This is a genomic window from Cellulomonas cellasea (assembly GCF_006538745.1).
Lineage (GTDB): Bacteria > Actinomycetota > Actinomycetes > Actinomycetales > Cellulomonadaceae > Cellulomonas_A > Cellulomonas_A cellasea.
In genome coordinates, this window is sequence record NZ_BJLR01000037.1 from 39,382 (window position 1) to 51,622 (window position 12,241).

The window sequence follows — 12,241 nt, forward strand, 5'->3', positions numbered from 1 at the left end:
GCGTGCGCCCGCCGTCTCACAGCACTTCTCACACCCCCGGCACGGACCCTGTGCGCGGAGGTTTCCCTCCGTGTCATCGACGCACGCGCACGAGCGAAACATCGGCTTCCTAGCGTCAGGGCACACGGCCACGGTTCTCCACCGACTCCCGGCCGTCCCCCTCAGGAGGCAGTGATGGCGACACCCACCACCATGACCCCCGCCGGCAGCGTCGCCGGACCCACGGACACCGAGACCGCCCTCGACACGACCCTGGCGCCGCCGGCGCACGGGCGTCGCGGCCGGTGGATCGACCAGTGGGACCCCGAGGACACGACGTTCTGGGCGAACGGGGGCCGGCGGGTCGCGCAGCGCAACCTCTACGGCTCGATCTTCGCGGAGTTCCTCGGCTTCGCGGTCTGGGCCGTGTGGAGCATCGTCGTCCCGCAGCTGCCCGCGGCGGGCTTCGCGTTCACGGTCGACCAGATGTTCTGGCTCATCGCGGTCCCGAGCCTCGTCGGCGCGACGCTGCGCATCCCGTACACGTTCGCGGTCCCGCTGTTCGGCGGCCGGAACTGGACCATCGTCTCGGCGCTCCTGCTCCTCCTGCCGACCGCCGCGATCGCGTGGGCCGTGCAGCGGCCCGAGACCTCGTTCGGCGTCATGCTCGCCATCGCGGCGCTCGCCGGGGTCGGTGGCGGCAACTTCGCGTCGTCGATGGCGAACATCTCGTTCTTCTACCCCGCGAAGGAGAAGGGCAAGGCGCTCGGCCTGAACGCGGCGGGCGGCAACATGGGCACCGCCGCGGTGCAGCTCGCCGTGCCGTTCGTGATCGTCGCCGGCGCCGGGATCGCGCTCGAGCGCGCCGGGCTCATGTTCATCCCGTTCATCCTGCTGGCCGCGTTCGTCGCGTGGCGCTTCATGGACAACCTGACCTCGGCCAAGGCGGACTACCGGTCCTTCGCGGACGCGACCCGCAGCAGGCACACGTGGATCATCTCGTTCCTCTACATCGGCACGTTCGGCTCGTTCATCGGCTACGCCGGCGCGTTCCCGACGCTGCTCAAGGGCCAGTTCCCCGAGGTCACCTTCTCGGTCGCCGGCACGGTCCTGTCGATCGCGTTCCTCGGGGCGCTCGTCGGCTCGCTGGCCCGGCCCTTCGGCGGGATCCTCGCGGACCGCCTCGGCGGGGCCCGCGTGACGATCGCGTCCTACCTCGGCATGGCGCTCGGGGCGTTCGGCGCGATCATGGCGCTGCGCGAGCACGTGTTCTGGCTCTTCCTCGCCTCGTTCCTGCTGCTGTTCACGTCCACCGGCATCGGCAACGGCTCGACCTACCGGATGATCCCGGCCGTCTTCGCGGTCGGCGCGGGCACCGGGACGAGGCTGGACCGGGCCCGCAAGGCCGCCGCCGGCTGCATCGGCATCGCCGGGGCGATCGGGGCGTTCGGCGGGTTCCTCATCCCGCGCGGGTTCGCGATGTCCACGACGCGCACCGGCTCCCTCGAGGCCGCGCTCTGGGTGTTCATCGGGGTCTACGCGGTCATGTCGGCGGTGACGTGGACCGTGTACCAGCGCAAGGGCGCCGCGATGACCGAGGCCCGCATCTGATGGTGGCCCTGCCTGCGGTGGCGGCCCCCCGCGCGTCCGACGACGCGCGGGGGACCGTCACGCACTGCCCCTACTGCGCGCTGCAGTGCGCGATGAGCCTGACGCCGACCGCCGGCGCCGACGCGTCCGCCGGTCCGCCCGCGCCCGGTACCGACCCCGTCCCGCCGCTCACGGTCCAGGGCCGGGACTTCCCGACGAACCGCGGCGGGCTGTGCCAGAAGGGCTGGACGAGCGCGAGCGTCCTGCGCACCGGGGACCGGCTCACGACCCCGTGGGTCCGGGTGCGTGGCGAGCTGCGCCCCGCGACGTGGGACGACGCGCTCGACCTCGTCGCCGGCAAGCTTCGGGCCCTCGCCGCGGAGCACGGGCCGCAGTCGGTCGCGGTGTTCGGCGGCGGCGGGCTGACCAACGAGAAGGCGTACGCGCTCGGGAAGTTCGCGCGGACCGTGCTGCGGACCCCGAACATCGACTACAACGGGCGCTTCTGCATGGCGAGCGCCGCCGCGGGCGCCAACCGGACCCTCGGCGTCGACCGCGGCCTGCCGTTCCCGCTCGAGGACGTCGGCGGCGCGCAGGCCGTGCTGCTGCTCGGCTCGAACCTCGCCGAGACCATGCCGCCGTCGCTGCAGCACCTCGCGGGCGTGCGCGCCGCGGGCGGGCTCGTCGTGGTCGACCCGCGCCGGTCCGCGACCGCCGAACTGACCGCCGACGGGCAGGGCCTGCACGTCCAGCCCGTGCCCGGGACCGACCTGGTCGTGCTCCTCGCGCTCGCGCACGTCGTGCTCGCCGAGGGGCTCGCCGACACCGCCTACCTCGAGCGGCGCACGACCGGGCTCGACGACCTGCGCCGGTGCGTCGCGGCCTGGTGGCCCGAGCGCGCCGAGCAGGTCAGCGGCGTGCCCGCCACGACGCTGCGGGCCGTCGCCCGGCTGCTCGCCGCCGCGTCGCCGTCCCGCGGGGGAGCGGGCGCGTACGTGCTGACCGGGCGCGGCGTCGAGCAGAGCAGCCAGGGGACCGCGACCGTGACCGCGGCGATCGACGTCGCGCTGCTGCTGGGCCTGCCGGGCCGGACCGGGAGCGGGTACGGCGCGATCACCGGGCAGGGCAACGGCCAGGGCGGGCGCGAGCACGGCCAGAAGGCCGACCAGCTCCCCGGCTACCGGTCCATCGAGGACGACGCCGCGCGGGCGCACGTCGCGGCGGTCTGGGGTGTCGACCCCGCCGACCTGCCGCGCTCGGGCCTGCCCGCGGTCGAGCTGCTGCGGCGCCTGGGGACGCCCGGCGGGCCCCGCGCGCTGCTCGTGCACGGCTCGAACGTCGTCGTGAGCGCGCCCGACGCCGACCGGCTGCGCGAGCGGATCGCCGCGCTCGAGCTGCTCGTGGTGTGCGACGTCGTGCCGTCCGAGACCGCGCTGCTCGCCGACGTGATCCTCCCCGTGACCCAGTGGGCCGAGGAGGAAGGGACCATGACGTCGCTCGAGGGCCGCGTCATCCGGCGGCGCAAGGCCATCGAGCCGCCGCCCGGCGTGCGCAGCGAGCTCGACGTGCTCGCCGACCTCGCCGCCCGGCTCGGGTCCACCGTGCACTTCGGCACCGACCCCGCGGAGGTCTTCGACGAGCTCGCGCGCGCGAGCGCCGGCGGCCGCGCCGACTACTCGGGGCTGAGCCACGCGCGCCTCGACGCCGAGCCGGACCTGTTCTGGCCGTGCCCCGCCACGCCCGCCGGGACGAACCCGCACCCCGGCACGAAGCGCCTGTTCACGCGGGACTTCCCGACGCCCGACGGCCGCGCGCGCCTCGTCCCGGTCGACCACGTCGGCCCCGCGGACGACCTGCGGCCCGGTGCGCCGCTGTACCTCATCACCGGGCGGGTGCTCGCGCACTACCAGTCGGGTGCGCAGACCCGGCGCGTGCCGGCGCTCGTGCGCACGTCGCCCGGTCCCTACGTCGAGGTGCACCCGCTGCTCGCGGAGCGGCTCGGCGTCGAGGACGGCACGCCCGTGCACCTCGAGACCGCGCGCGGCGGGCTCGTCGCGCGCACCCGGGTCACCGACGCGGTGCGGGCCGACACCGTGTTCATGCCGTTCCACTGGAGCGGCCAGGGCAGCGTCAACCGGCTCACCAACGACGCGACCGACCCGGTCTCGGGGATGCCCGAGTTCAAGGTGTGCGCCGTCCAGGTGACCCGGTGGGACGGGCCGTGGGACGGGTTCGAGCCGGTCGACGCGGGGCTCGAGCCCGTGGCGGCCGGCGTCAGGGGCGACGGCGGCGCGCACGCGCCGGGGACGGCGGGGGCATGAGCAGCAGCAGCGGCACGACGCGGGTGGTCGTCGTCGGGCACGGCATGGTCGGGTCGCGTTTCGCGGACGACCTGCACGCGCGCGACGCCGAGCGGCGCTTCCACGTCACGGTGCTGGGCGCGGAGGAGTACGAGCCGTACAACCGGGTCCTGCTCTCCGAGGTCGTCGCGGGCAAGCTCGACGTCGCGTCGCTGAGCCTGCCCCGCAGCGTGCGCGAGCGGACGTCGGTGCTGCCCGGCACGAGCGCCGTCGCGATCGACCGCGCCGAGCAGGTCGTCGTCGACTCCGCGGGGTGCACGTACCCCTATGACGTCGTCGTGCTCGCGACCGGTGCACGCGCCCGGGTCCCGGAGCTCGAGGGCCTCGGGTCGCCCGACGACGAGGCCGCGCTCCCCGCGGGCGTGCACGCGCTGCGCACGCTCGACGACGCGCGGGAGATCGTCGCGGCGACCGTCAACGCGCGCACGGCGGTCGTCGTCGGCGCCGGCGTCCTCGGACTCGAGGTCGCGTGCGGTCTCGCGCACCGGGGGCTCGACGTCACGGTCGTGCACGGCGGGCCGAGCCTCATGGACCGCCAGCTCGACGGCGACGCCGGGGCGGTCGTGACCGGCGAGCTCGGGCGCCTCGGCATCGGGGTGCGCCTCGCGGCCCGCACGCAGGAGGTGCTCGTGCGCGGCGGCCGGCTCGAGGGCGTGCGGCTCGAGGGCGGTGAGCGGCTCGACGCCGACCTGCTCGTGCTCACGGCGGGCACCGTGCCGGAGGTCGGGCTCGCGCAGCGGGCGGGGCTCGACGTCGCGCGCGGCGTCGTCGTCGGCCCGGACCTCGCGGCGCCGGCCGACCCGCGCGTGTTCGCGATCGGCGACTGCGCCGAGCCGCCCGAGGGCGGCACCGGGCTCATCGCGCAGGGCTGGGACCAGGCCCGGCGCCTCGCGCTGCTGCTCACGGGTCAGCGCGACGAGCCCGCGGACGCCGACCCCGACGCCGCCCCCGGTCCGGTCGGGGCCCCGCTGCCGCAGGGCGGCACCGACGTGGTGCGGGTCAAGGCCGTCGGCCTCGACGTCGTCTCGATGGGCGTGAGCGGGACGCGGCGCGGGACCGACGCGGGGCACCGGTCGGTCCGCCTGACGGACCCGGTGGGCGGGCGGCACGTCGAGGTCGTCGTCGCGGACGGCCGGGTCGTCGGCGCGACGTGCGTCGGCGCGGGCCAGGTCGCGGCGGACCTGGTCGCGGCGTACACGCGGGCCACGCCCGCACCGTCGGACCCCGCGCAGCTGCTCCTGCGGCCCGTCGGCGGTGCCCCCGAGCCCGCCGCGTCGCCGACGCTCATGCCCGACCGCACCACGGTGTGCCGGTGCAACGGCGTCACGAAGGGCGAGATCGTGGCGTGCTGGCGGCACGGCGCCGACACCGTCGAGGACGTCGCGCGGGAGACCCGGGCGACGACCGGGTGCGGCGGGTGCACGGACGTGGTCTGCGGGCTGCTCGACTGGCTCGGGACGACCGACCCGGACCGGGCGCGGGCCCGCGAGCCGCGCCGGGCGGTCGGGGACGTCCTCGGTGAGGTCGAGGAGCCGGCGCGGGCCCGCGGCTGACCCCGCGACCGTCCCGTCAGTCCGCGACGGCGCGCTGGCGCCTCGGCGCCGTCGTCTTGCGCGCCGCAGTGATGTACGGCTCGAGCGCGCGCAGCAGGTCGTCGCGGTGCGCGTCGGAGAGGTCGATCTCGTAGCGGGTGTCGCCCCACGCGAACCGGTAGGTGCGCGCTCCCTCGGAGCCGTCGAGGTCGTCGGTCACGAGCACGCGGGTCTGGGTGGCCATGCTGCGGATCATCCCGCACACGGGCGCCGGGGGCCCGGTCGGCCCACGGCTCGGCGGTCGGCCCTGAACGCGCGTCCAGAATCCTTCATGGCGGCCACCTCACCGGCCGATAGATGAACTATCAAGCAAACGCGCCGGCGCCGGCCGCGACGCGTCACAGGAGAGGTTCGGGGGAGCCGTGATCGACGCGATGGACGACCTGCACGCACTGACCCGCACGGGCGTGACGCCCGTGCCGCGCGCTCGCCCCGGGCGCGTACGGCACGGGGTCCCCGTCGCCGGACCGGCCGCCGGACCCGCCGCCGCGGTGCTGGAGCCGCACGGCGCCGCCCACCGGTCCGCGGTCCCCGTGCTGCCCGCGCCGGAGCCGCGCCCCGGTGGCCACGGCCTGGACCTCGGCGCGGAGGCCGGCCCCTGGCTGGTCACCCACGTGCGCCGGCGCGCCGCCAACGTGGCGCTCGGGTGCGGGGCGTCGCCCGACGAGGCCCTCGTCATCGAGCTGCTCGCGAGCGAGCTCGTCACCAACGCGGTCGTCCACGGACCCGAGCGCGGCCACGTCGCCGTCCGCACCGCCTTCCGGGACGGTGCGTTCAGCGTCGCGGTGACGGACGACGGAGCCGGGACGCCGGTCCTGCGCGACCCGGACCCGACCGAGCTCTCGGGGCGCGGCCTGCACGTCGTGGCCAACCTCGCGTCGGCGTGGGGCGTCGACCCCGGTGCGAACGGCGCTGCCGGCACGACCGTGTGGTTCACCGTCGACCTCGCGTGCGGCGAGGACCGCACCGCGCGGCGGGGCTGAGCCCCGGGGTCGGCCGCAGGGCCGGAGCGTCCGTCCGGGCTGAGCCGCAGGGTCGGGACACGGGGCTGAGCGTCGGCAGAGGGGGAAGAGGCAGACGCAGAGGCTGCGCCCCGGCGTCCGGGTGAACGTTCACCCGCGCGTCACCGCCGGGTCGCCGGCCGGTCGGATCGGGTGCCTAGCGTCCGGGGCGCCCCTCGTCGTCCCCTGGGCGGCGCTCTCATCTCCCCGGAGGCACCCCCGTGACCCTCGCGCCCGAGTCCCGCTCGCTGCTCCCCATGGCCGGGCACGTCCGCGGCAACCGCAGCGCCGTGACCTGCCACCTCAAGTGCGGGGACGCGTGCGCGCAGCCCGTCCCGAACACGAGCGACAACGCCTACTTCCGGGACGTCGCGAGCGCCGCGCTCAGCCGCCGGTCCGTCCTCGGTGGCCTCGGTGCGGGGGCGCTCGCCCTCGTCGTCGGCCCGACGCTCGGCGCGCAGCCCGCGGCCGCGCACGGCAAGGGTCACGGCGCCACGAAGGGCCTCGCGTTCGGCCCGATCGCACCCGTGCCCGCGGCGACCGACGCCTTCACCGTGCCCGACGGCTACCGCTGGGCACCGGTCATCCGTTGGGGCGACCCGATCCTGCGGCACGCGCCCGCGTTCGACCGCGACGCGCAGACCGCCGAGGCGCAGGCCGGCCAGTTCGGCTACAACAACGACTACCTCGACATCGTCCCGATGCTCCCGACCGGGCGCGACCGCAGCCGCGGGGACAAGGGTGCGCTGCTCGTCGCGAACCACGAGTACACCAACGAGAACCTGATGTTCCCGCCGTCGACCGACCCGGCGGTGCTCGCGGAGCGCAAGCGCATCGCGATGAACGCGCACGGCATGAGCGTCGTCGAGCTGCGCCGCTCGGGCCCGGGCAAGCCGTGGGAGTACCTCCGGATCGGCGGCTACAACCGCCGGATCACGGCCTCGACGCCGTTCGCGGTCAGCGGGCCGGCGGCGGGCTCCGACCTGCTGCGCACGGTCGACGACCCCGAGGGGCGCACGGTGCTCGGCACGCTCAACAACTGCGCGGGCGGTACGACGCCGTGGGGCACGGTCCTGTCGGGCGAGGAGAACGTCAACCAGTACTTCCGCACGCGCGGCACGTCCCTGCGCGAGCAGCGCTACGGCCTCGCCGACAAGGCGACGACGCGCGGCTGGGAGGAGATCGAGCCGCGGTTCGACGCCCGCAACCCCGGCTACGAGAACGAGCCCAACCGGTTCGGCTGGATCGTCGAGGTCGACCCGCACGACCCCGAGTCGGTGCCCGTCAAGCACACCGCGCTCGGCCGGTTCAAGCACGAGGGCGCCAACGTCATCCTCGCGCCGTCGGGTCAGGTCGTCGCGTACATGGGCGACGACGAGCGCTTCGACTACCTCTACAAGTTCGTCTCGCGCGACACGATGCGCACGGGCTCGAAGCGCGCCGACCGCGAGCACAACAAGACGCTGCTCTCGGCCGGCTCGCTGTACGTCGCGCGGTTCCAGGGCGACTCCCCGGCGGCGGAGATCACCGGCACGGGCGCGCTGCCCGCCGACGGCGAGTTCGACGGCACCGGCGAGTGGATCCCGCTCGTCGTCGACGGCGTGAGCCACGTCCCCGGGTTCACGACCGAGGAGGTGCTCGTCTACACGCGCCTCGCGGCCGACACCGTGGGCGCCACGAAGATGGACCGGCCCGAGGACGTCGAGCCCAACCCGCACACGGGCCGGGTCTACGTCGCGTGCACCAACAACACCGACCGCGGCAAGGCCGGCAAGGAGGGCGCGACCGAGCCCAACCCCCGCGTCGCGAACCGGGACGGCCACGTCGTCGAGCTCACCGAGGACGGCGACGACCCGACGGCCTCGACGTTCCGCTGGACGCTCCTGCTCGTGTGCGGCGACCCGGCGGCGGGCACCTCGACCTACTTCGCGGGCTTCCCGCCGGAGCAGGTCTCGCCCATCTCGTGCCCCGACAACCTCGCGTTCGACGCGGCCGGCAACCTGTGGGTCTCCACGGACGGCCAGCCCGGCACGATCGGCTACGGCGACGCGCTGTTCAAGGTCCCGCTCGAGGGCGCCGAGCGCGGTCACGTGCAGCAGTTCCTCTCGGTGCCCGCGGGCGCCGAGACGTGCGGCCCGGTGATCCGCGACAACGAGTCGATGGTCTTCGTCGCGGTGCAGCACCCCGGTGAGGACGGGACGTTCGACGCTCCGCAGTCGAACTTCCCGGACTACGTGGCGCCCGGCCGCCGGCCGAAGCGCGGCCAGGCGCTGGGTCCGCGCCCGAGCGTCGTGCAGGTCTGGCAGGGCTGACCGCGCGGCCTCCGCGGGCGTTCGACACGCCTGCGGACGCAGGGCCGGGACGGCCGTGACCAGCGCGTGACCGCGTCGAGACACAACCGGGACGCCCGCACCGACCTCGGTGCGGGCGTTCCGTGCACCGCGGACGTCCCGGCCGCTAGCGTGGTTCTCCCGACGCCAGGAGGTCCCATGATTCGCACGGTCGACCAGCACCGGGACGCCGTCCTCGGGCTCGTGGTCCCCACGGCCGCCCACACCGTCGCGCTCGAGGACGGTGCCGGGCTCGTGCTCGCGGAGGACGTGACCGCGCACGAGGCGCTCCCGCGCTTCGACAACTCCGCGATGGACGGGTACGCGGTCCGCGCGGCCGACGTCGCCGGTGCGACCCCCGGCTCCCCGGTGCACCTGCGCGTCGTGGGTGACCTCGCGGCGGGCACCGACGCCGAGCCGGTCGTCGAGGCGGGCACCGCGGCGCGGATCATGACCGGCGCGCCCGTGCCCCCGGGCGCCGACGCGATCGTCCCGGTCGAGGTGACCGACGCCGGGATCGTCGAGGTCGAGGTGCGCGAGCCGTCGCCCGCGGGCCGGCACGTGCGCCGCGTCGGGGAGGACGTGAGCGCCGGGGACGTCGTGCTGCGCGCGGGCTCCGAGCTCACGCCGTACCGGCTCGCCGCCGTGGCGTCGGTCGGGCGCGCCGAGGTCGTCGTGCACCGCCGTCCCGTGGTCGTCGTGCTCGCGACCGGGTCGGAGCTCGTGACGCCCGGCGTGGCACCCCGCCGCGGCCAGATCCCCGACTCCAACTCCTACCTGCTGGCCGCCGCGGCCGCCGCCGCGGGTGCGCGCGTGCAGCGCCTGGGCGTCGTGCCCGACGACCCGGACCTGCTCGCGGAGGCGCTCGGCGCGCAGTACCCCGCCGCGGACCTCGTCGTGACGTCCGGCGGCGTGAGCGTCGGCGCGTACGACGTCGTCAAGGAGGTCCTCGCGCCGCTGCCGGGGATGTCGTTCGTGAGCGTCGCGATGCAGCCCGGCAAGCCGCAGGGCTTCGGGCTGCTGCCCGACGGGACGCCCGTCGTCTCGCTGCCCGGCAACCCCGTGAGCGCGTTCGTGTCGTTCGAGGCGTTCGTGCGGCCCGCGATCCTGCGGCTGCGCGGCCTGTCCGGCGCCGCGCTCGAGCGTCCCCGGCTGCGGGCCCGCGTCACGCAGGGCTGGAGCTCGCCCGCGGGCCGCGAGCAGCACATCCCCGTGACGATCGTCGAGGACGACGGCGAGGTCCTGGTGCGCCCCGCGGCCGCCCGGGGGTCCGGCTCGCACCTCGTCGCGAGCCTCGCGGCCGCCGACGGGCTCGCCGTGGTGCCCGCCGACGTCGAGCAGGTCACCGAGGGCGACCACGTGACCGTCATCCGGATCGCCTCGTGAGCGGCCCGTTCACGCACCTCGACGCCGCGGGCCACGCCCGCATGGTCGACGTGACCGCGAAGCAGCCGACCGTGCGCTCCGCGACCGCCGAGGGCTACGTCCGTGCGCCGCGGCACGTCATGGACGTCCTGCACGCCGGCGACGTGCCCAAGGGCGACGTGCTCGCGGTCGCGCGCATCGCGGGCATCTCGGCGGCGAAGCGCACCGCGGAGCTGCTCCCGCTCGCGCACGTCATCGGGGTGCACGGCGTCGTCGTCGACCTCGAGCCGGACGAGGACGGCGTGCGGATCACCGCGACCGTCCGCACGGCCGACCGCACGGGCGTCGAGATGGAGGCGCTCACCGCGGTGTCGGTCGCGGCGCTCGCGGTCGTCGACATGCTCAAGGGCCTCGACAAGGCGGTCGAGATCGAGCACGTGCGGCTCGTCGCGAAGTCGGGCGGGAAGTCCGGTGACTGGGCCCGGGCCTGAGCTCGCGCGCGACGCGGCGGGGATGCCCGGCGCGGCACGGGCCGCAGCGCCGCTGACCTACGACGCGCTGCTGCTCGCGGGCGGGCGCGCGCGGCGGCTCGGCGGGGTGTCGAAGCCCGACGTGGTCGTGTCCGGGCGGCGGCTCCTCGCGTACGCGCTCGACGCGGCCGCATCCGGGCCGGGGGGTGGGGCGCGCCGCACCGTCGTGGTCGCGCCGGGGTCGGTGGCCGTGCCGGGCGGGGTGCTGCGGACGCTCGAGGAACCGCCCGACGGCGGACCCGTCGCCGGGATCGCGGCGGGTCTCGCGGCGCTGGGACGGACCGGGGCCGACGCGGTGCCCACCGGCTCGGCACCGGGCGCCGGAGGTGCAGGAGGTCGCGACGCCGCCGGACCGGACGGCTCACCCGAGCTCGGTGGAGGCGCCGTGCCCGACGTGCCGGAGCGCGGCGACGGGCCCGCGCCGTGGGTGCTCGTGCTCGCGTGCGACGTCCCGCGCGCGGCCGTGGCAGTCCCGCACCTCGTCGCGGCGTGCTCGGGCGCCGGCGCGGCGTCCGGTGCGCTGCTCGTCGACGCGGACGGGCGCGACCAGCCGCTCGTCGGGCTCTACCGACGTACGGAGCTCGACCGGGCGCTGACCGCGCTGGCCGCGGGGCGGGACGACGGCACGGTGCGCGGTGCGTCGGTCCGCGCGCTGCTCGCCCCGCTGACCCTCGTCCGCGTGCCCGACGACGCGTCCGCCGCCGCCGACCTCGACACGTGGGAGGACGTGCGCGCGTTCGACACGGCCCGCCCGCCGGACGGGGACGTCGTCGCACGTCCGGGCGTCCGCACGACCCCGCCGCGGTGGGACGATGGCGAGGGCCCGCCCGACCCGGAGCTTCGGCCCGGCGGCTGACCGTCCGCACGGCCCGCTCGCCGTCACCCGAGCCCGCAGCACCCGACACCCGGAGGAACCCATGACCGCGTCCGACGACACCGGCGTGCCCGTCCCCGAGACCCCGCTCGACACGTGGGTCCGCGCGCTGGCGACCGAGCTCGGCGTCGACCCCGCGGTCGTCGACGTCGCAGGCCTGCTTGACGTCGCCCGCGACGCCGCGCACGGCGTCGCCCGCCCGGCCACCCCGCTCACGACGTTCCTGCTCGGCTACGCCGTGGCGACGGGAACCGTGGGCCTCGACGAGGCGATGCGCCGCACGAGCGCGCTCGCCGCCGGCTGGCAGGAGCGCTCCGGGGCGCTCGGCGGCACGGGGGCCTGACGTGCCGCTCGTGCGCTACTTCGCCGGTGCCGCCGAGGCGGCCGGGACCGAGTCCGAGGAGCTCGCCGGGACGAGCGTCGGCGAGCTCCGCACACGCATGCTCGCGGCCCACGGCGACGAGCTCGCGCAGGTGCTGGGCCGCTGCTCGGTGCTCGTCGACGGCGTCCGGTCGGACGACGACGCGGTCGTCCGGGAGAGCGACGTCGTGGACGTGCTGCCGCCGTTCGCGGGCGGCTGAGCGGCCGGGCGATGGCGGGCGCCCGGCGCGCCGCGATCG

General features: G+C 76.1%; 11 protein-coding genes. 10 read left to right on the plus strand and 1 reads right to left on the minus strand.

What is annotated here, in order from left to right; genetic code table 11:
• Positions 1-174 precede the first annotated feature (174 nt).
• The 3 genes from CCE01nite_RS19170 to CCE01nite_RS19180 are packed head-to-tail and all read left to right on the plus strand — an operon-like array spanning position 175 to position 5,482.
• A complete protein-coding gene (locus CCE01nite_RS19170) occupies positions 175-1,590 on the plus strand; it encodes an MFS transporter (RefSeq protein WP_034629382.1) in 1,416 nt (471 codons plus the stop codon).
• Positions 1,590-3,890 (plus strand): molybdopterin oxidoreductase family protein, encoded by a 2,301-nt coding sequence (locus tag CCE01nite_RS19175; RefSeq protein WP_084142661.1) that lies wholly within the window; start codon positions 1,590-1,592, stop codon positions 3,888-3,890. Before CCE01nite_RS19170 ends, CCE01nite_RS19175 begins: the two co-directional genes overlap by 1 nt.
• On the plus strand, positions 3,887-5,482 hold the full coding sequence (locus tag CCE01nite_RS19180) for an FAD-dependent oxidoreductase (protein ID WP_084142660.1): 1,596 nt from the start codon (positions 3,887-3,889) through the stop codon (positions 5,480-5,482). Before CCE01nite_RS19175 ends, CCE01nite_RS19180 begins: the two co-directional genes overlap by 4 nt.
• 16 nt (positions 5,483-5,498) lie before the next feature.
• On the opposite strand, the gene CCE01nite_RS19185 is transcribed toward CCE01nite_RS19180, so the two are convergent.
• Positions 5,499-5,705 (minus strand): Lsr2 dimerization domain-containing protein, encoded by a 207-nt coding sequence (locus tag CCE01nite_RS19185; protein ID WP_169744016.1) that lies wholly within the window; start codon positions 5,703-5,705, stop codon positions 5,499-5,501.
• 178 nt (positions 5,706-5,883) lie between these two features.
• On the opposite strand from CCE01nite_RS19185, the gene CCE01nite_RS19190 reads away from it, so the two are divergent.
• From CCE01nite_RS19190 to CCE01nite_RS19220, 7 genes are all read left to right on the plus strand, one after another.
• Positions 5,884-6,504, plus strand: coding sequence for an ATP-binding protein (locus tag CCE01nite_RS19190; RefSeq protein WP_052104063.1), 621 nt, complete (start codon positions 5,884-5,886; stop codon positions 6,502-6,504).
• Positions 6,505-6,779: 275 nt separating this feature from the next.
• Positions 6,780-8,834 (plus strand): PhoX family protein, encoded by a 2,055-nt coding sequence (locus CCE01nite_RS19195; RefSeq protein ID WP_084142662.1) that lies wholly within the window; start codon positions 6,780-6,782, stop codon positions 8,832-8,834.
• A 177-nt stretch (positions 8,835-9,011) separates the two neighbouring features.
• Positions 9,012-10,238, plus strand: coding sequence for a molybdotransferase-like divisome protein Glp (glp, locus tag CCE01nite_RS19200; protein WP_052104061.1), 1,227 nt, complete (start codon positions 9,012-9,014; stop codon positions 10,236-10,238).
• Positions 10,235-10,708, plus strand: a complete 474-nt coding sequence (gene moaC / locus CCE01nite_RS19205) for a cyclic pyranopterin monophosphate synthase MoaC (protein ID WP_034629375.1) — start codon at positions 10,235-10,237, stop codon at positions 10,706-10,708. The genes glp and moaC overlap by 4 nt, the downstream gene beginning before the upstream one ends.
• Complete coding sequence (locus CCE01nite_RS19210; protein ID WP_246056753.1) at positions 10,689-11,603, plus strand: NTP transferase domain-containing protein; 915 nt, start codon at positions 10,689-10,691, stop codon at positions 11,601-11,603. Before moaC ends, CCE01nite_RS19210 begins: the two co-directional genes overlap by 20 nt.
• 61 nt (positions 11,604-11,664) lie before the next feature.
• Positions 11,665-11,964, plus strand: a complete 300-nt coding sequence (locus tag CCE01nite_RS21605; protein ID WP_034629355.1) for a DUF6457 domain-containing protein — start codon at positions 11,665-11,667, stop codon at positions 11,962-11,964.
• 1 nt (position 11,965) lies between these two features.
• On the plus strand, positions 11,966-12,202 hold the full coding sequence (locus tag CCE01nite_RS19220; protein WP_034629350.1) for a MoaD/ThiS family protein: 237 nt from the start codon (positions 11,966-11,968) through the stop codon (positions 12,200-12,202).
• The last annotated feature ends 39 nt before the right edge of the window (positions 12,203-12,241 follow it).